General features: G+C 67.8%; 20 protein-coding genes and 1 pseudogene. 14 read left to right on the top strand and 7 right to left on the bottom strand.

All coding sequences use genetic code 11. From position 1 onward, the window contains the following. Nucleotides 1–91: 91 nt before the first annotated feature. On the bottom strand, nucleotides 92–442 hold the full coding sequence (locus ACFV15_RS00965) for a hypothetical protein (protein WP_378348056.1): 351 nt from the start codon (nucleotides 440–442) through the stop codon (nucleotides 92–94). A gap of 539 nt (nucleotides 443–981) precedes the next feature. On the opposite strand from ACFV15_RS00965, the gene ACFV15_RS00960 reads away from it, so the two are divergent. From ACFV15_RS00960 to ACFV15_RS00950, 3 genes are all read left to right on the top strand, one after another. Further along, nucleotides 982–1,365: a hypothetical protein gene (locus ACFV15_RS00960; RefSeq protein WP_378348055.1), complete on the top strand. Its 384-nt coding sequence runs from the start codon at nucleotides 982–984 to the stop codon at nucleotides 1,363–1,365. Nucleotides 1,366–1,824: 459 nt separating this feature from the next. After that, entirely contained in the window at nucleotides 1,825–2,280 is a 456-nt protein-coding gene (locus tag ACFV15_RS00955) for an ATP-binding protein (protein ID WP_378348054.1), read from the top strand. Between the two features lie 263 nt (nucleotides 2,281–2,543). Further along, nucleotides 2,544–2,936, top strand: coding sequence for an STAS domain-containing protein (locus ACFV15_RS00950; protein WP_378348053.1), 393 nt, complete (start codon nucleotides 2,544–2,546; stop codon nucleotides 2,934–2,936). Between the two features lie 93 nt (nucleotides 2,937–3,029). Here ACFV15_RS00950 and ACFV15_RS00945 read toward each other — a convergent pair whose 3' ends face one another. After that, the gene (locus ACFV15_RS00945; RefSeq protein WP_378348052.1) at nucleotides 3,030–4,274 is read right to left on the bottom strand and encodes a PP2C family protein-serine/threonine phosphatase; all 1,245 of its coding nucleotides are present in this window, start codon (nucleotides 4,272–4,274) and stop codon (nucleotides 3,030–3,032) included. Nucleotides 4,275–4,607: 333 nt separating this feature from the next. Between ACFV15_RS00945 and ACFV15_RS00940 the strand changes: the two genes are divergently transcribed. Both ACFV15_RS00940 and ACFV15_RS00935 read left to right on the top strand, forming a co-directional pair. Beyond that, nucleotides 4,608–4,955, top strand: coding sequence for a helix-turn-helix domain-containing protein (locus tag ACFV15_RS00940; RefSeq protein ID WP_378348051.1), 348 nt, complete (start codon nucleotides 4,608–4,610; stop codon nucleotides 4,953–4,955). Between the two features lie 20 nt (nucleotides 4,956–4,975). Continuing rightward, nucleotides 4,976–5,800, top strand: coding sequence for a DDE-type integrase/transposase/recombinase (locus ACFV15_RS00935; protein WP_378348050.1), 825 nt, complete (start codon nucleotides 4,976–4,978; stop codon nucleotides 5,798–5,800). Nucleotides 5,801–5,981: 181 nt separating this feature from the next. Here the strand turns inward: ACFV15_RS00935 and ACFV15_RS00930 are convergent, their stop codons facing one another. Continuing rightward, entirely contained in the window at nucleotides 5,982–6,764 is a 783-nt protein-coding gene (locus ACFV15_RS00930) for a helix-turn-helix domain-containing protein (protein WP_063709878.1), read from the bottom strand. 185 nt (nucleotides 6,765–6,949) lie between these two features. Here ACFV15_RS00930 and ACFV15_RS00925 point away from each other — a divergent pair, with 185 nt between their 5' ends. Beyond that, nucleotides 6,950–7,756: an alpha/beta fold hydrolase gene (locus tag ACFV15_RS00925; protein ID WP_378348113.1), complete on the top strand. Its 807-nt coding sequence runs from the start codon at nucleotides 6,950–6,952 to the stop codon at nucleotides 7,754–7,756. A 615-nt stretch (nucleotides 7,757–8,371) separates the two neighbouring features. Here ACFV15_RS00925 and ACFV15_RS00920 read toward each other — a convergent pair. Next, nucleotides 8,372–9,181, bottom strand: a complete 810-nt coding sequence (locus ACFV15_RS00920) for a manganese catalase family protein (protein WP_378348049.1) — start codon at nucleotides 9,179–9,181, stop codon at nucleotides 8,372–8,374. 268 nt (nucleotides 9,182–9,449) lie between these two features. Here ACFV15_RS00920 and ACFV15_RS00915 point away from each other — a divergent pair, with 268 nt between their 5' ends. The 5 genes from ACFV15_RS00915 (at nucleotide 9,450) to ACFV15_RS00895 (ending at nucleotide 11,796) form a co-directional block, all read left to right on the top strand. Next, nucleotides 9,450–10,106, top strand: a complete 657-nt coding sequence (locus tag ACFV15_RS00915; RefSeq protein WP_378348048.1) for a hypothetical protein — start codon at nucleotides 9,450–9,452, stop codon at nucleotides 10,104–10,106. Beyond that, the gene (locus ACFV15_RS00910; protein WP_378348047.1) at nucleotides 10,106–10,519 is read left to right on the top strand and encodes a phage holin family protein; all 414 of its coding nucleotides are present in this window, start codon (nucleotides 10,106–10,108) and stop codon (nucleotides 10,517–10,519) included. Before ACFV15_RS00915 ends, ACFV15_RS00910 begins: the two co-directional genes overlap by 1 nt. After that, nucleotides 10,516–11,130: a DUF3618 domain-containing protein gene (locus ACFV15_RS00905; protein ID WP_378348046.1), complete on the top strand. Its 615-nt coding sequence runs from the start codon at nucleotides 10,516–10,518 to the stop codon at nucleotides 11,128–11,130. The genes ACFV15_RS00910 and ACFV15_RS00905 overlap by 4 nt, the downstream gene beginning before the upstream one ends. A gap of 78 nt (nucleotides 11,131–11,208) precedes the next feature. Continuing rightward, complete coding sequence (locus ACFV15_RS00900) at nucleotides 11,209–11,613, top strand: DUF4383 domain-containing protein (RefSeq protein ID WP_378348045.1); 405 nt, start codon at nucleotides 11,209–11,211, stop codon at nucleotides 11,611–11,613. Between the two features lie 9 nt (nucleotides 11,614–11,622). After that, the gene (locus ACFV15_RS00895) at nucleotides 11,623–11,796 is read left to right on the top strand and encodes a hypothetical protein (RefSeq protein ID WP_378348044.1); all 174 of its coding nucleotides are present in this window, start codon (nucleotides 11,623–11,625) and stop codon (nucleotides 11,794–11,796) included. 21 nt (nucleotides 11,797–11,817) lie between these two features. On the opposite strand, the gene ACFV15_RS00890 is transcribed toward ACFV15_RS00895, so the two are convergent. The 3 genes and pseudogenes from ACFV15_RS00890 to ACFV15_RS00880 form a co-directional block, all read right to left on the bottom strand. Next, on the bottom strand, nucleotides 11,818–12,528 hold the full coding sequence (locus ACFV15_RS00890) for a YoaK family protein (RefSeq protein ID WP_378348043.1): 711 nt from the start codon (nucleotides 12,526–12,528) through the stop codon (nucleotides 11,818–11,820). After that, nucleotides 12,525–13,016 carry a DoxX family protein gene (locus ACFV15_RS00885; protein WP_378348042.1) on the bottom strand — a complete coding sequence of 164 codons (492 nt, stop codon included), beginning with the start codon at nucleotides 13,014–13,016 and terminating at the stop codon, nucleotides 12,525–12,527. The genes ACFV15_RS00890 and ACFV15_RS00885 overlap by 4 nt, the downstream gene beginning before the upstream one ends. Further along, nucleotides 13,016–13,858: pseudogene (locus ACFV15_RS00880) on the bottom strand (amidohydrolase family protein); the annotation flags it as partial. The gene ACFV15_RS00885 and the pseudogene ACFV15_RS00880, both read right to left, overlap by 1 nt. Before the next feature lie 29 nt (nucleotides 13,859–13,887). On the opposite strand from ACFV15_RS00880, the gene ACFV15_RS00875 reads away from it, so the two are divergent. From ACFV15_RS00875 to ACFV15_RS00865, 3 genes are all read left to right on the top strand, one after another. Then, complete coding sequence (locus ACFV15_RS00875) at nucleotides 13,888–14,451, top strand: substrate-binding domain-containing protein (RefSeq protein ID WP_378348041.1); 564 nt, start codon at nucleotides 13,888–13,890, stop codon at nucleotides 14,449–14,451. 83 nt (nucleotides 14,452–14,534) lie between these two features. Continuing rightward, the gene (locus ACFV15_RS00870; RefSeq protein ID WP_378348040.1) at nucleotides 14,535–15,086 is read left to right on the top strand and encodes an NADPH-dependent FMN reductase; all 552 of its coding nucleotides are present in this window, start codon (nucleotides 14,535–14,537) and stop codon (nucleotides 15,084–15,086) included. Between the two features lie 21 nt (nucleotides 15,087–15,107). Beyond that, a complete protein-coding gene (locus tag ACFV15_RS00865; protein ID WP_378348039.1) occupies nucleotides 15,108–17,021 on the top strand; it encodes a maleylacetate reductase and hydroxyquinol 1,2-dioxygenase domain-containing protein in 1,914 nt (637 codons plus the stop codon). Nucleotides 17,022–17,143 lie beyond the last annotated feature (122 nt).

Genomic DNA, 17,143 nt, shown 5'->3' with positions numbered 1-17,143 from the left:
CCGGCAGGTTCTGGCTCAGGCATTTGCAGGTCGACTTCTGAAACCCCACTCATCGCACTCAGCAACGCTGGCCCAACCTCTGACCAGCCGATCAGCAACAACGGTCCAACCGCATCGAACGCTGCTCGCCCCCAGTGACCAGCCAGCAGAGGTCAGTCACATTCAGAGCCAATGTCACGACGCCCGCGCCGAGCAGCAACCGCCGCGCCGCCCGCAGCACCTCGGCAGAAGCACCAGCCTCAGCCAAATGCCGAGTAGAGATCAACAGGCCAACGACAGTCAGATCAACCGCGGGCGCCACCAACGGTGCGACATACCCGGGCACATCCAGCCGCAACGCCAAGCTCAGGACGTTCCCGAAGCCGAACAAGAACGTCAACCCAACAACCACGCCCATCAGCACCGACACCAGCCGAGCTACCGAGGCCCGCTCCCCAATCATCGGACCTCCCGCTTCGCCCGACGCTCCATCACCAACGGCACCCGCGCCTCAATGACCAGCGGTTTTCCACTCAGAAGCGGACCCGAGCGGCTCGCCTGGGCGGATTGGGAATCCGTGTGCATCCTGGGCGAGCCGCTCCGGGGGCGCACCACGCTTGACCAGGCATTTCGCCGTTTCCAAGATCCACGTTCGCGATCTTTGGGCATCGCTTTGTGCATGACCCCGGCCTACCGTCACCGTTATGGCTGGTCAACGCGGCGCGGGACGGAAGCGCGGGAACATCGAAGAACGCGGCGGAGCGCTCCGCGTCCGTCTCTACGCGGGCATTGATCCGGTCACCAGCAAGCAGGTCTACCTTCGCGCCACGATCGAGGCACGGACGACAAGGCTTGGCGTACGGCGGAAGACAAGCTCGCCGAGTTCCGGACGCAGGTACTCAAGCAACGCTCTGCCGGTTCGGTGAGTCGGGTAGCCGCGTACCCGTCACAACACCGCAGCAGAGACGTATATCGGTTGTCGCAGATGCGTAGTCTCATGAGGTGCACTCCCATCTGCGCTTTGAAAACCCTCCGGCGCTGCCGCATGACGTGGTGGCCGCGATCTTGGAGCAGGCTCTGCGTGACCGCTCGCAGGAGTACGAGGCGGCAGAGGCTCTCGTCGGGAGTGCGTTGAACGATGACGATCAGGAGTTCGTCGAGCACTGGTGTGTGCAGGTCGGGACGCGGGCGGTGCCGGGCAGTCCCCTGCTCGGGTTGGCTGGCCTCTGCCTGGGGCATACCGCTCGCCGCTTCGGACGTCTCAGCAACGACGCCGTTGAACTGGTGAAATCTCTAGCAGCGCGCGCTGAAACAGATCCGACTGACGTGGATGGTCGGGCGCTCGACGGCTATGACGACGTCCGGGACTACCTGCACCTCTGGTGAAGCAAGCCCTGGAACGCCGGATAGCCACTCACACGGGTGACGCACGCTTGCGGCGATCCAACGCCTACACGATCGCGAACTCCTGCGCATACCGGTCGTGGTGGCCGGGCCCACCATTGGAGCGCCGGTCGAGAAATCAGCCCCGAACTCCGCGGAAACAAGCGGTGCTCGAACTCTGCGCAAGCTGGCCCGGGGCCGATCTGCGTCCAGCTCGCACAAACCCGAAGCGCGCTCACTCACCCGCGATTTATAGCGCGGGGCCAGCGACCACCGACGCTGTACCGCTGGAGGTCGCTTGTCGCACACCGTGCGCAGCGAGCCTGAGAAGCGCAATGACCTTGCTGCCGGTGAAGCCTCGTGATCAAAATGCCTGACCAAGTGTTTGCTGGCTAGCCGCACGGGTATGCGCATGTGCACGCGAAAAGCCAAGAGCGAACAACGAAGAGGGAACGAGCGCTCATGGATATCCCCTCCAGCAAGCAACCGTGGCAGGAACCCGACACGTCACACCCAAGCAGCTCTGGGCACGTCCTTCGGTTCGCCGAGATTCCAGCACACCCCCGCCAGCTCCACCGCATCCGTCATGCCCTGAGCGCTTGGGCAGCTCAGATCGGCATGTCCGGGGAGCAGATACTCGACGTCGCGCTCGGCACTGACGAGGCGATGAGCAACGTTGTGCTCCATGCCTATCCCGTCATGCCGGGCATCTTCGACGTACACGCCCGGTACCAGCCCGAAGATCACCACGTGACCATCACCGTCACCGACTACGGACGCTGGCGTCCGCCAGCGAAAGCGATGAACTCGGACAAGCTCCACATGAGAGGGATAACGCTGCTCAACGCTGTCACCACACAGACCGTGATCACGCCCACCAGCCGTGGAACGATCACTCGAATGAGGTGGGCCCTCTGAGCACCCGCGGACAGCCTGTCCTCGACCGCTCGTGACCAACCTGGTGCCTGACACCCGCCGAGACGCGACACAGGAGCCGGCTCACTGGTTGACGGCCAAACAGATGTCGACGGGGCCAGCGCGAAGGCGGCGCGGGCTACTATTCGGAAGCCAGCCACCACCGGCACCTCGAATTCATGATCGGGTCAGGCGGAGCGCCCGACCGCGTCGCGGCTGTTGCCTGTGGAGTCGCCACTCGCACGGGTGGCGGGCATGATGAGGCCATGCCTGAGCCTGTTGACGACCCGGCAAGCACGGACCCCGCCCGCCTGCTCACCGTATCGGTGGAGCGGACTGGGGACGCTGCCATCGTGGTGGCCGCAGGCGAGATCGACCTCGCCACCATCCCGCAGCTAGAGACAGCGATCTCCACCGTGTTCACCAACCCGCCACCCCTGCTCGTTCTCGACTTCGCGGACGTGCGTTTCTGCGCCTCGAACGGACTATCGCTGCTGGTTGAAACCCACCAGGAAGCCGGACCGGGCACCACGGTGCGCGTAGTCATCGACAACCCCTCGGTGCTGCGAGCCATCACAGTGACCGGGCTCGAACAGACCCTGGATATCCGCTCGACACGAGACGACGCCCTGCGAGCGCCGGGCACCGCTCCTTCTTGACCACGTTGCTCAGATCGACTACGCAGAAGTGGTTGTCATCTGGTCGGCAAGAACCACGAAATCCGACGTTGCTGAGCTAAGGCAGCAGAACAGTCACCCGGCATGGATCGACGGACCTGGTGGGCCGGGAGCCGGGGCGCGCCGGACGGCGAGCAGGCCGATGTCGTCGGTGGCGGGGTGGCCGCCGATGAGTTCGGACATGATCCACGCGCAGGCGGCTTCGACCGGCATCGCGGTCACCGTGTGGCGCAGCAGCTCCATGCGCTCGTCGAAGTCCACCTCGCGACGTTCGATGAGACCGTCGGTGTAAAAGACGGCCAGAGCACCGGGCGGCAGGTCGACGGTGATGGTGTGGCGGCCGGTCGTCGCCAGTTCGAAGCCGATGGGCGGGTCGACGGGGCCATCGGCGAACGTGGTCTTCTGGCCGGGGACGGCCAGCACCGGTCGTGGATGGCCGGCGAGGGCGAGGTTCACCCGGCCGGTCGCGGTGTCGAGGACGGCGTAAGCGACGGTGGCCATGGTCTTGTGCTCGAAGTAGGAGGCCTTGCGGTCCAGCTTGCCCAGCACCACGGCCGGGTCGCTGAACTCCAGGGCGTAGGCCCGCAACGCGCTGCGCAACCGCCCCATGATCACCGCCGCCCCCAGTCCATGGCCGACGACGTCGCCGATCACCAGGCCCAGACATCCGCCGGGCAGGGTGAACACGTCGTACCAGTCACCTCCGACACCACTGTCCGCGTCGGGCACATACCTGGCGGCAAGGCTCCAGTCGCCGATCTCGGGAAGGCGCCCTGGCAGCAGGCTTTCCTGCAGCAACGCCGCCGCGGCGCGTTCGGCGCGGGCGCGATGCGCGTCCACGCCTGCCGCCAGCCGGTCGGCGATCAGGTGCAGCAGCTCGACCTCGTCGTCGCTGAATCGCCGTTCGGTGAGCGAGCCGATGTGCAGCACCCCGACGAGGTTTCCCCCGGTGACCATCGGCACGCCGAGCATGGCACGCAGACCCCGCTTCCACAGCAGCGGATTGAACACCGTCGACTCGTCGACGTGGGTGATCTGCAGCGCCTCGCGGTGCTGTGCCACCCGTCCGGCGAACCCGGCGCCGACCGGCACCCGGACGCCCTGGGTGACTTCCTCCTCCAGACCGCGGGTGGCGCGCGCCACGAGGTGGCCACCGGCCGGATCGGTCAGCAGCACCGTGACCGTGTCCACAGCCAACAGCTCTTGCGCGCGGCTCAGCAACACCTCGAACAGCTTGTCAGGGTCCAGTTCCCGCAAGGCATTGTCAGTGATCGCCTCCAGCACGCGCAGCCTGGTCTGCGAGGCCTGGTCGCGTCCCATCTGCGGCTCCGTCCCGTCCGAACTCGACTACCCCGTGGGACCGGTGGGAACGCGTGACACTCGCCAATGACCTGTATCGAACAGGCGGCCCAACAGGACAATACCCCCATCCGTATGCACCGGTTGACCGTCGGCCGTGAACAGCCAGGCAGCGGCATCAGCTCCAGCAGCGGCCCGCCGGACGCCACAGGAACAGTCGACAGGCTGAGCAGTCACTCGCCCTTCCAGGACCGGCAAGTTGCACGAGTCGAACACATGTTCTACTGTCTGGGTGTGGAGTGCGTCAGACTTTGTGGCAGGGTCCGAGGCTGATCGGTCACGAAGGGTGTCTGGGTGAGCAGATCGCAGAAGCCGTCCCGGCAGGTGCAGGTGGACGGGCAGATCCAGGTCGTCTTGGCGGTGTTGAAGGGCGAGTTGTCGCTGGCCGAGGCGGCGCGCCGGCATGGTGTTTCCTCGGCGACGGTGGGGAACTGGCGGGACCGGTTCGTCGACGCGGGCAAGGCGGGCATGGACCGGTCGCTGCCCGGCCCGGACGGCGGTCAGTCGCAGACCGAGCGGCGGCTCCGCACCGAGTGCAAGGAGCTCAAGCTCGCCCTGGCGGAGGCGACGGTGCAGCTGCGGATCTGGCAGAAGGGCTCGGAGTACATCGACGCGGTCCCTTCGCCGACCTCGAGGCCCTAAGAGCGACACAACACGTGTCGGTGTCGAGGTTCGCAGCACTGGCCGGGATCCCGGAGCGGACCTACTGGCGGCGACTCGCGCGTCACCGCGCTGGCGGCCCGTCGAAGGGTCCCTGGTCCGCGCCGAAGGTGGACACAGTCGAGGCGACCGCGGCGAAGTACGCCGCGGACTGGCCCGCCTGGGGACACCGCAAGATCGCCGCGATGATGCGCGCCGACGGCCACACAGTGTCCACCTCGACCGTGGAACGGGCGTTACGCCGCCGCGGGCTGCTGCTGCCGTCCGGGTTCCGCGCCGGCCGCAGATCCTGGTCACGGCTTCGCAAGCGGGTGTTCCGCGCCCCTCCGACCGAGCGGAACCGGGTCTGGCAGATGGACTTCAGTGAGTTCGAGACCGCCCGCGGCGGGATCTGGCGGATCTGCGCCGTTATCGACTACGCGAGCAAGTACTGTCTGGCCGCCACCGTCACCCCAACCAGCCGCGGTCAGGACGCGCTCGCCTGCCTGCGGCGTGCGGTGGTCGAGGCGGAACGGGTCCTCGACCTCGATGATCTCCGCGCCGACCGGGGCTGGATGGATGTCATCGACGCCGACGCCGACGACTTCGTCATCGGCGAAGCGCCCGCACCGGTCGCGGTGGTCACCGACAACGGGCCGTGCTTCCGCGGGACCGTGTTCGCGGAGGCGTTCACCGGCGACGGCAACGCGTTGGCCGTCGAGATCAACTGCTTTCGCCACACCTACACCACGTTGCGACCGCACCAAGCCCTCAACGACCGGACGCCGCGACAGGTATACCTCACCAGCCGGAGAGCCAGTAGCCACCCGGTCCGGTCGTCCCGTTAGGGGATGGGCTACTGCAACAAGTCGATCATGCTCGGTCGTGGACCAGCGCCAGGCGTTGAGCTGCGGGTCGCTATCCCAGTGGTGCGTCGTCGTCTCGGCGATGAGTTCCGCGAGCCCGCGGAGTCTGAACTGTCGGCCGGCGTAACCTCGCCACCGGTGTCCGGGGTCCGCGGACTGCCGCTCACCCCCGACGACTTCTTGCGCTGACGGCGGGATCCGGGTGTTCGGCGTTCGGCGACTCAGGGCTAGGTGAAACGGGGCCCGGCGACACGGGATCCGGCGGCCCGGGGTCCTGTGGCGCCGGATACCGCACGGCTGCGGGAAAGCAGCGCAGCAGTGCGGCGAGCCGCGCGGTATCGCCCGCCACCTCGGTGTCTGCCCGCTCGACGGCGTCGTGCAGCGCCGCACCGGCGAACACCAGATCGCGCAATGTCGCCGCCTCCGGCACGGTCAGCCACGCCTCGGGTTCGGCGTGCTCACCGCGGTCCAACTCAAGGCGCCCGCCCGCAACGGTGATGCGGAACCGATCGCCCGCGACGTCCAGCTGGCAGCGCAGCGACAGCTCACCCGCCAGTGCCGGATCGAAGGTCGCGCGCAGGGCGAACAGCAGCGCGTCGACGCTCAGTTCCGCCGCGCCGTCCTCGGGCAGCGGTGCGCGGCTGCCCCAGTGGGCGAGCGCGCGGAGCACGGGCTCCAGTTCCTGCCCGCGCTCCGTGAGTTCATACACGGCGGCGGGCGCAGGCGGTCCCAGGCGCCTTCGCCGCACCAGGCCGTCGGCTTCGAGCTCGCGCAACCGCTGCGCGAGGACGTTCTGGCTCATCTGCGGCAGCCCGCGGTGCAGGTCGGAGTAGCGCTTCGGGCCGAAGACCAGCTCCCGCACGACGAGCAACGCCCACCGCTCGCCGACCGCATTCAGCGCTCGCGCGATGCCGCAGGGGTCGTCGAACAGCCGCTTCTTGCTCATGCACCCGATTGTACTTGCACAACAGGTGTGAATGCTCCTAAATTAGGAGTATGAACGTGGCCTCCGTCGACGGCACCGTCATCGGCTACACACGGCACGGCGACGGGGCCCCCGGGTGGTCCTTGGTCGACATGCTCCGACGGTGACGACCACGCATCGAGAAATGGAGAGAAGCAGTGAACGAGATGACACTTCGTGTGACGTCCGCCGACGGTACGAGGATCGCCTACGACCGGAAAGGCACTGGCCCGGCGGTGATCCTCGTCGGCGGCACCCTGGACGACGGCGCTGAGAACGCGCCGCTGGCCCGGCTCCTTGCCAACCATTTCACGGTCTACAACTACGCACGACGCGGCCGGGGCGACAGCGGCGATACACCGCCGTACGCCGTGGCGCGGGAGGTGGAAGACCTCGACGCGCTGATTGCGACAGCCGGCGGCTCGGCTCACGTGTACGGCGCCTCATCTGGCGGCGCCCTCGCGCTGGAGGCAGCAGCGGCAGGTTCGGCGATCGACAAGATCGCGGTGTGGGATGTGCCGTACGTGATCGGGGACGACCTGTGGCCGAGGTTCAACCAGTACATCGCGGACACCCACGAGGCATACAAAGCCGGCCGGGACGAGGAGCTCCTGGAACTGTTCATGAGGCTTACCGGCGGACCCGACGCGGACATCGCGGCTGGCAAACAGCACCCGCTCTGGGCCTCGTCCGTCGCGCTCGCCCACACGCTCGTCAAGGACGCCATGGTCCTCAATGACTACAAGATCCCCACAAACCGACTTGCCCGCATCACTCAGTCGGTCCTGGTGACCACCGAGGGTCCGACCACCCAGCCCCAGTTCGCAGGCCTCCCGACCGACTTCTTCGACCGCGCCGCGAAAGCGATAATTGCTGCCATCCCCCAGACCGAACGACACACGCTCGACGGGCAGGGACACGTCGTCGACCCCGAACTCATGGCCCGTGTACTGAAGACGTTCTTCAACCAGTAACCCGTCGACTGATCAGGTCGCGACCGTGGGTCGCTTCGGAACGCAGGCCCATCGGCCACGTCAGCATCGGTCGGTGAGCGGCGACTCCTGAGTTCCGGCAGTCCACCCGCTTGGCTGCCACCGGCCACGGGTGCCCGACCGGTTGGTGTTCTGGGGAATCTTGATCCGCCTCACCACGGGGGCGTCGTGGGTCGACATCGAAGCAATCCTCGAACACCGGGTCTCTGACACCACGCTGCGAGCCCGTCGCGATGAGTGGATCGCTGCGGGGGTGTTTCCACCAACTACGCGCCGAAGCGCTCGCCGCGTTCGACCGGATCATCGGACTCGACCTGTCCGAGGTCGCCGTCGAGCCTAAACGTACATGTGCTGAGCCCAGCTCTATCAAGATCAAACCCTGCCAACTCCTTGACGCATGACACGCAGCAACGCGCAGGTCGTCTGGCAGGCCGCGGCGGCAAGTCCGAACTCATCGTCAGCCTGCTCCGCGAAATCGCGAGCCCGCTGAGCCGCAGTCCGCCTCACGCGCGAGACCGCCCGTGGCAGGCGAGGACGAGCGAACCTCGCCTGCCATGGGCGTCGACAGCTAGTCGATGGCCTTCTTGATCTTGCCGATCACGCCGGTCTCGGAGCCCAGTTCAGGCTTCCGCGGTTCCCCGAGGCTGCCGTCATAGGTGGCGTACAGCAGGGGACCGGGCGGCGGCGGGGTACCGGGGCCGCCGAGCGGTTCGGGGTCGGGCAGGAAGGCCATGGTGTGCTGCCGTCCGGGGCGAGCCCGTTCGCCCACCCGCCCTCGGCCGAGGCATTGCCGTCGGAAAGGTTCCACAGTTGGGTCGCGTGCTCGGCGTGTTCTTCGTCGAACAACGCGTCCGGCGCGACCACGCCCGCCAACCCGTCCGCCTGCAGTTCCTCGATGGCGGCGAGCCACAGGTTCTGGTGGTAGGTGTCGCGGGCGAGGTTGAACCGCAGCATGTCGCGGACGCCGGGGTCGTCGGTCATGTTGTACAGCCGCGCGGTCTGGACTCTGCCTTGGGCTTCAGCGGCGACGTTGGCGCGGAAGTCCGCGAGCAGCGCCCCTCCCCCGCCGACGATCGCGTGCTGCGGATCCATCCCGCCGAGCACCGCCGCCGTCACCGGGTCGGCGAGTGCCGCCCGAGTCGATTCCGTCGCCGGAGCACCCTCGAGCAACCGCGCCACCATCGTCGCGATCATTTCGACGTGCCCGATCTCTTCGGTCGCCACGTCCATGATCATGTCCTTGTACTTTCCAGGCATCCGGCAATTCCAGCCCTGGAACAGATACTGCATGGTCACCGTCATCTCGCCGTAGGCGCCACCGATGAGCTCCTGCAGCTTGCGCGCGTACACGGGATCCGGCTTCTCCGGCTTTGCCTGGAACTGCAAGTGATCCGTATGGCGGAACATCCGTTTCTCCTTCGCCTTGCGTGTGGAAAGCACTGAGTTCCCTGGCATTGCAGGGAAAGCCAGCGAGTTCGAGTTTTGGCGACAGGCGAAAAGGATTAGCGGTCTTCAGCGCGTTCCACCGCGGTCTTGATGGTGTGCGACAAGATCACCAAGCCATTGGCGGCTGGCTGAATCTGCTGCCGATTCGGTTTAGGGGGTCACCGCACGGGTAGCCGGTCCGCTCAACGCCGATGTCGGCATCGGCTCATTATCCGGCCAGGAGGTTGGAATGACTCAGGGTTTTGGCGGCCAGTCGCCACCACCGCGCAACGAAGAACGTCCTTCCGGGCCCCACTCTTCCCAGTCCGAAGCACGTGAGCTGGCCTCGACCGCCGCGGACCGCGGCGGCGAAGTCGCGCACACGGCGGCTGAAGAAGTGAAACACGTTGCCGCACATACGAAGGAGGAAGCTCGCGACCTGCTGCAGGAAGGCAGGGAGCAGCTGCTTTCCCAGGCGACCGAAGGACAGCGGAAAGCCGCGAAGAGCCTGCACGGGCTGGCGGACGAATTGAACCGGATGGCGGGACAGGCGGATTCTGCCGGAGTCGCCGCCGACGTCGCCCGCCAAGTATCCGGGCACGCCCACTCGGCCGCGCGATGGCTCGAAGCCAGGCAGCCGGGCGACCTGCTCGACGAGGTACGCGGATTCGCGCGCCGTCGTCCCGGCCTGTTCCTCGCAGGCGCCGCGGTCACCGGCGCGGTGATCGGCAGGCTCACCCGTGGCGCGGTGGCCGGCCACCAGCACAAGACGGAGGCCACACCCGAGCCCCCGCGGACCTCGACGCCCGCCACCGACGGGGCCATCACTCCCGCCGTGCCTCCGCGTCCGCTCCCGGAGACCACCGCGCCCGAGCCAGTCGGGCTCGCACCGAGGCAAGCGCCGTGATGTCCCGCGCGGACGGACCGCCTCCCGCCGACGTCGGCGACACCTCGGTCGGCGAACTGATGTCCAACGTGATGGGCGACCTTTCGACGCTCGTCCGCCAGGAAGTCGGCCTGGCGAAAGCCGAAATCAAAGCCGAGGCCGGTAAGACCGCGAAAGGCGCGGGCATGCTCGGCGGTGCGGGATTCGCCGCCTACATGGTGCTGCTGTTCGCTTCGGTGGCCCTGTGGTGGGGACTGGCGAACGTCATGGACCACGGCTGGGCCGCGCTCATCGTGGCCGCGGTGTGGCTCGTCATCGGCGCCGCGCTCTTCACCAGAGGCCGTGAGGAGATGCGCCGGGTCTCCCCGAAACCCGAGCAGACCGTCGACACGCTGCAGCAGGTCCCCAGCGCCTTGAAGGGTGAACGACCATGAACGAAGCGAACCAGATCCGCCGTGACATCGAGACCACCCAGCGGAGGATCAGCACGGATGTCAACGCGTTGACCGAGAAGGTCACGCCGAGCCGGATCGTCGGGCGCCGGATCGACCGGGTCCGCGACGCGGTGGGCTCAGCCAAGGACAAGGTGATGGGCAGCCCCCGTGAGCACAGCCCCTCGGTGGGCGACAAGATCGGCTCCGTCGCGTCGACGGCCGGCGACAAGGTGAGCTCGACCGCCTCCGCCGCGGCCGAAGCGATCAGCGAAACACCTGAAGCGCTTCGCCGTGGCACCGAGGGTAATCCACTGGCGGCGGGCCTGATCGCGCTCGGCGCGGGCTGGCTGGTCGCTTCCCTCTTGCCCGCGTCGGCGGCTGAGCGCCGGATGGCCGCGCAAGCGACCGACCTCGCCCGCGAACATGTCCAGCCGGTCGCCCAGCACGCGGCCGAGGAGATCAAGGACAACCTCCAGGAGCCCGCGCAGGAGGCCGTCGACTCGATCAAGTCGGAGGTCGCGGAATCCGCGTCCACCGTCTCGGACGAGGCTCGTTCGGCGACCGGCGATGTCGCCGACCGGGCGAAGGAATCCCGAAACGGCAATCAGTAGCCGACCGGCCGGGGTGCCGCCTCGGCAGCACACCGGCCGCCTCACCTGGTGGATCGGCATTACGAAAGGGGACTCGTCATGACGCTGCCTCGGTCAGCGGCACTGGTCATCGGCGTGGTGTACCTCGCGCTCGGTGTGCTCGGTTTCCTGCTCGCACCGGATCCGACCGCGCTGAACGGCCACCAGCCGTCCAACACCGTCTGGATCTTCTCGGTGGGCTTGTTGCAGAACGCCCTGCACATCACGATCGGACTGCTGGGCCTGGTGGCCGCCCGCAAGAGCGGTCAGGCCCGTTTGTTCGGCTTGGGGGCGTTCTTCGTGTTCACCGCCGTGACTGCATACGGCATCGTCGCGGCGATCGCGGGCTTCGAAGGCGACGCCGCGCTGAACGCCAACTGGCCGGACAACATCCTGCACGCGCTCACCGCGGTGGCCGGGCTCGCGATCGCCCAACCGACGTCTCGAGCACCCCAGAACGGGTAATCCACGTGCGTGAACTCGTCCGAACGGGTACTCGGCACGTCCGCCCGCGGCCACCTGTTCGCCTTCCGCCAGCTCACCGACGGCGTCCCGCATGTGCACGAAGCCGATCTGAAACGACGCCGCCGCACCAACGGCGAACCCGGGCACGAGGCGACACCCGACGAATCCGCCACAGACCCGTAAGCCATTGCGGTCGCGGGCCCGCTACCGCGAAACCCATGGCGCGTCGCGATCCTGGAGCAGCAAGACCACCGCGATACCGAGCTGCAGTGCCAGTACCACCACCAGTGGCCAGATCAAGCCTGGCCCGTCCACCAGCAGCGCGCCGAGCAGGGCGCCGGCCAGCATGGTGACGACCGCCAGTACCCGGCGGACCAACGTGCCCCGGCCTGGCCCGTGCAGGTCGGCCGCGATGCCGGTGAGTGTCATGGTCAGCACGGTGGTGGTCAGGTCGGGCACCGCGAGGTGCCGGACGACGCTGTTCTGCAGTCCGAACCCGACCGCCAGCAACGCGGAGACGATCGCGGCCGTCACCGGCCCCGCAGGGACCGCGAGCAGCACGGCGACCGCGGCGGCCTGCAACGCGGCGGTCGTCGTCACCGCGGCAAGGAAGACTCGGCGCCGGTCACCACCCAGCCGGGGGATCAAGGCGCCACCGGCGAGTGCGCCACCGAGGAAGCCGATGAGCGCGGCGAGCGAGCCGAGCAGCGCGAACCCTGGGGCGCCCGCCAGCGCGAAGCCGAGGAATACGACGTTGCCGGTCATGTTCGCGACGAACACCCGGCCGAGTCCGAGCACGCTGACCGCGTCCACGATGCCCGTGGTGAAGGTCAGTGCCACCAGCAGGATCGGCAGCGGGCCGTGCACCGGCCCCCTCAAGAGCGAGCCATCCCAGGGGCGTGGTTGTCCGGTCATTTCAACTCTCCTCGGGTATGCAGCACCACACGGGCGCCGAGGCCCGCGGCCAGGCCTGCCGCGATGGCGGCCGGTCCAGCCCAGCCAGGCCATGCGATGCCGAGCACGGCGTCCGCCGACCACGAGCCAGGGCCGGTGAGCGCCAGCGACGCGGCGATGACGATCAGTACGAACGGGAACTCGATGCCGTCGTTCTGCACCCAGAAACCCTTGTGCCACTTGACTCCGGCCGCCACCGTCATGGTGCCCGCCAGCGCGGCCGCGGCCAGCGGGGTGAGCAGGCCCGCCGCGAGCAGCAGCCCGCCGCCGATCTGACCGGCGCCAGCGGCGAGCGCGGTGAGCACACCACCGCGGAAACCGTCGCGGCGGAACTCCTCGGTCCCGCCGGCGAGCCCTTCGCCGCCGAACAGGTACGTCACCTTCTGCGCCCCGTGGCCTGCCAGCACCAGGCCGATCACCACGCGGAGCACCAACAGCCCGGTGTCCATCAGCAACCGTCCTCGAAGTCTACAATGGACACTTCTTCGCCGCGCCGTTCGCGCCACTCTCGCTGGGACACCGAGTCTGCGGCCGCCTCGGCCAGCACCCTGGCCTGCTCGACGCCACCGTTCTGGTAGCCGCCGAACTTCGCGACCGGGCTCCAGGCAGGCGAGATCTCCGGCAGCGGCGACGCCGCCCCGCCGAACTCCGCGACGCCGTAGACCACCTTGCCGCCGACCACGGTCAGCACGGACTCGATCGACGGGATCTCGGCTTCGGGAATCGAGAAGAAGTCCGCGGACAGCACCGCGAGGTCGGCGTACTTGCCGACCGAGATCGTGCCCTTGGCCTCGGCCTCACCGGTGAGCTCCGCGCCCGCCACCGTGTACATGCGCAGTGCGGTCTCCCTGTCGACCCGGTTGGTCTCCGGGTACAGGCGCAGCCCGCCCACCGTGCGTCCGCTCACCAGCCAGGACAGCGAAAGCCACGGGTTGTAGCTGGACACGCGAGTGGCGTCGGTACCGGCCGCGACCAGCAGTCCGGTGTCGAGCATCGCCCGGATCGGCGGCGCGGTCTCCGCTCGCTCCGCCCCGTACTGCTCGACGAACGCCTCACCCTGGAACATCATCCGGTTCTGCACCGAGATCGCTCCGCCCAGCGCCTGGATGCGGTCCAGGCTCTGCGGTGTCACGGTTTCGGCATGGTCGAACAGCCACCGCGTGCCAGGCGGGAACGCCCCGTCCGCGGCGATCTTCTCGAACACGTCGAGGTCGTGCCGGATCGTCTCGTCGTAGGTGGCGTGCAGCCGGAAACCCCAGCCGTTCTCGAGCAGCAGCCGCGCGGCCGCTTCGAGGTCCTCGGCCGCGCGCGCCGGGAGACGTGCTCGCCGAACTGGTGCTCCCGCACACCCTTCCGCTGCTCGACGCCGGCATCGAGCTGCACTGCCAGATCGGCCTCCCCGGCGAAGTGCTCACGAAACTGCTCTCCGACCAGCTCGACATCGCCGTCCTCACCAAGGTCGAAGGGGCGCCGATCAAGCAGCTTTACCTGCTCCCGTGGCAGAACGAGGAATTCGTGCTCGTCGGTCCGGCGGGCTGCGCGCCTTACGACCCGGCCGGGGAGAAGCAGCGATTCATCGGCTATGCCGAGTCGATGCCGATGGCACGCCGGTACTTCCGGGCCTGCTGGGGAGACTCGCCACCGTCGCCGACGCTCACCGTGCCGGACATGCGGGCGGTGGTCCGGGCCGTTCAGGCGGGCACCGGCTATGCGGTCGTCCCGATGTACCTGGCGGCTTCGGGCCTCGCCCAAGGGACGCTCGACGTGGCGCACACCGCGGAGAGCCCCGTGGTCAACCCGCTCTATCTGGCGATGCGCCGGGGCCGCGAGCACCTTCCCCGCGTCCGCGCCGTCTTCACCCACCTCACCAGCTCGCCGTTGTGAGCACGTGACACCCAAAGTCTGTGAATGAGTCACCCGGCCCATCGTGATCGCGCGGCCGTCACGGGTGCCGTTACCTGAACACCATGAATGAAGTGAACATTCTCGGCATCTCGGGAAGCCTCCGTGCCGGTTCGATGAACACCGCGTTGCTGCGAGCCGCTCAGAAACACTCGCCTGCCGGAGTGTCGCTGACCCTCTACGACGGACTCAGTGACATCCCGCTCTACAACGGCGATCTGGACACCGCCGAACCGCCCGCGGCGGTCCAGCGGTTCCGGCAGGCGATCACCGATGCCGACGGCCTGCTGATCGCCACCCCCGAATACAACTACTCGATCCCCGGCGTACTCAAGAACGCGCTGGACTGGGCCTCCCGGCCCGCGACCAGTTCCGCACTGCTGCACAAACCCATCGCGATCACCGGCGCGGCGCCCGGCAACTTCGGCACCGTACGGGCGCAGCTGGCGCTCCGTCAGGTGTTCCTGTGGACACGATCAGCGGTGCTGACCCGCCCCGAGGTCATGGTGTTCCGCTGCGCGGAGCGGTTCGACCAGGCAGGCGACCTGATCGACGGCGAGACCGCGAATCTGCTGCGTGATCAGCTCATCGCGCTGCACGACAGCATCAAGAACTAATTCACACGGAGAACTCCTGGTATGACTTCGTTCAGCTATACCGCAACCCCCGTCCGCGTGCGTTTCGGCCACGGCACACTCGACACACTCTCGGCCGAAGCCCAACGCCTCGGACTCGGCCGTCTCCTGCTGATCGCCGGGCCCCGGCACGCGAAACGCGCCGAGGCGGCGCTCGGCTCCTTGCTGGCGGCACGGTTCGGCGGCGCAGCCATGCATACCCCCGTCGATGTCACGGACCAAGCGCTGCGGCTGGCCGTCGGGCACTCGGCCGACGGTGTGGTCGCCGTCGGCGGCGGCTCGGCCACCGGGCTCGCCAAGGCGATCGCGCTACGCACCGGTCTCCCGCAGCTGATCGTGCCGACCACGTATTCGGGTTCGGAGCTGACGCCGGTGCTCGGGCAGACCGAGAACGGTGTCAAGACAACGATCCGCACGCCCGGCGTGCTGCCTGAGACCGTGCTCTACGACGTCGACCTGACCCTCGGGCTGCCGGTGCCGATGTCGGTGGCCAGCGGTGTCAACGCACTGGCGCATGCGGTCGAGGCGCTCTACTCCCCCGAGGCGAACCCTGTCACCGACCAGCTCGCGCTCGAAGCGATCCGGTTGCTGGCGAACGCGTTGCCCAGGATCGCGGCCGATCCGTCCGATGTGGACGCCCGGTCGGCGGCGCTGCGTGCCGCGTGGTTCGCGGGCACCTGCCTCGGCTCGACCGGCATGGGCCTGCACCACCAGCTCTGTCACATCCTGGGTGGCACGTTCGGGTCACCACACGCCGAAACCCACACCGTCGTGTTGCCTTATGTCATGGCGTACAACACTTCGGCGGTACCGGACGTCATGCGCCGTATCGCCGATGCCCTCGGCGCACCCGACGCGGCGACCGGGATACACGACCTGATCTCCGCGCTGCCGGCACCACGGTCCTTGGCCGAGCTCGGGCTCGCCGAAAGCGACTTGATCAAGGCGGCCGAGACGGCCGTCGCGGTGCCCTATCCGAACCCGCGGGCGCTCACCCGCGACGGGATCGCCGACCTGCTGGGCCGAGCGTGGTCCGGCAGCCGCCCTGTCGCGGCGGCCGGAACCCCGCCTGACGTACGCGCGCTGACCGGCCAGGTCGTCACGAGCTTCGCGGCCGCGCCCGACAGGCTCCGCGGCGTGCTGAGCGACCTGGTGCGCACCCTGCACGGTTTCCTCGTGCGCAACGACATCACGCAGGACGAATGGGAATACGCGATCGAGTTCCTGACCCGCACCGGGCAGATCACCACCGACACCCGGCAGGAATTCATCCTGCTGTCAGACACACTCGGCGTGTCGAGCGTCGTCGACATCCTGACCAACTCACGAACCCCGGACACGACCCCGTCCGCGGTGCTCGGCCCGTTCTATGTGGACGGTCCACCGGATACCCCGCACGGCACCGACCTCGCGGCCGGACTACCCGGAACTCCACTGTGGACCGACGTCATCGTCGACGATACGGCGGGCTGCCCTGTGCCGAACGCGATCGTCGATGTCTGGCAGTCCAATGAGGACGGATTCTACGACGTCCAGTTACCCGACAGCGACGGCCCGGTGCTGCGTGCCCGTTTCCGCACCGACACCGCCGGCAGGCTGCGGTTCTGGACGATCGTCCCCTCGCCGTACCCCATCCCGGCAGACGGCCCGGTGGGCGGTCTGCTGGACGCCACCGGCAGGCACCCGTACCGCGCGCCGCACCTGCACTTCATGATCGCGAAGCCCGGATACCGCACGCTCATCACGCAGTTGTTCGTGCGCGGTGGCGACTACCTCGACTCCGACACCGTGTTCGGGGTCAAGGACGGCCTGATCGTCGACTTCGCGGAGCAGAACGGTCCCACTCCGGACGGTCGCAAGCTCGCTCGGTGGCGCAGGCTCGACTTCACCTTCCGTATTCAGCGGGACAACAGGTGACCGGACCTGCCTGCGCAGAGTGACTCGACGATCACCTACGGGATGGTCCTGTTAAGTCGCGCGTCCTGTGCGCGACGTTACGCGGGCGACCTTGCCGGACAGCGGTGGAGTCGGCGTAGCAT

The organism is Amycolatopsis sp. NPDC059657, from assembly GCF_042734395.1.
In the GTDB taxonomy this organism is placed as follows: domain Bacteria; phylum Actinomycetota; class Actinomycetes; order Mycobacteriales; family Pseudonocardiaceae; genus Amycolatopsis.
Note: the sequence above shows the minus strand (reverse complement) of the source record. Positions and strands in the feature narration are given on the sequence as shown.

Bases quoted from the DNA above. Each gene is read 5' to 3' on its own strand.
- ACFV15_RS00865 (WP_378348039.1), top strand. From the start codon at position 15,108: ATGACTTCGTTCAGCTATACCGCAACCCCCGTCCGCGTGCGTTTCGGC.
- ACFV15_RS00920 (WP_378348049.1), bottom strand. From the start codon at position 9,181: ATGTTCCGCCATACGGATCACTTGCAGTTCCAGGCAAAGCCGGAGAAG.
- ACFV15_RS00915 (WP_378348048.1), top strand. From the start codon at position 9,450: ATGACTCAGGGTTTTGGCGGCCAGTCGCCACCACCGCGCAACGAAGAA.
- ACFV15_RS00950 (WP_378348053.1), top strand. From the start codon at position 2,544: ATGCCTGAGCCTGTTGACGACCCGGCAAGCACGGACCCCGCCCGCCTG.
- ACFV15_RS00870 (WP_378348040.1), top strand. From the start codon at position 14,535: ATGAATGAAGTGAACATTCTCGGCATCTCGGGAAGCCTCCGTGCCGGT.
- ACFV15_RS00910 (WP_378348047.1), top strand. From the start codon at position 10,106: ATGTCCCGCGCGGACGGACCGCCTCCCGCCGACGTCGGCGACACCTCG.
- ACFV15_RS00925 (WP_378348113.1), top strand. From the start codon at position 6,950: ATGACACTTCGTGTGACGTCCGCCGACGGTACGAGGATCGCCTACGAC.
- ACFV15_RS00885 (WP_378348042.1), bottom strand. From the start codon at position 13,016: ATGGACACCGGGCTGTTGGTGCTCCGCGTGGTGATCGGCCTGGTGCTG.
- ACFV15_RS00890 (WP_378348043.1), bottom strand. From the start codon at position 12,528: ATGACCGGACAACCACGCCCCTGGGATGGCTCGCTCTTGAGGGGGCCG.
- ACFV15_RS00900 (WP_378348045.1), top strand. From the start codon at position 11,209: ATGACGCTGCCTCGGTCAGCGGCACTGGTCATCGGCGTGGTGTACCTC.
- ACFV15_RS00905 (WP_378348046.1), top strand. From the start codon at position 10,516: ATGAACGAAGCGAACCAGATCCGCCGTGACATCGAGACCACCCAGCGG.
- ACFV15_RS00945 (WP_378348052.1), bottom strand. From the start codon at position 4,274: ATGGGACGCGACCAGGCCTCGCAGACCAGGCTGCGCGTGCTGGAGGCG.
- ACFV15_RS00930 (WP_063709878.1), bottom strand. From the start codon at position 6,764: ATGAGCAAGAAGCGGCTGTTCGACGACCCCTGCGGCATCGCGCGAGCG.
- ACFV15_RS00955 (WP_378348054.1), top strand. From the start codon at position 1,825: ATGGATATCCCCTCCAGCAAGCAACCGTGGCAGGAACCCGACACGTCA.
- ACFV15_RS00965 (WP_378348056.1), bottom strand. From the start codon at position 442: ATGATTGGGGAGCGGGCCTCGGTAGCTCGGCTGGTGTCGGTGCTGATG.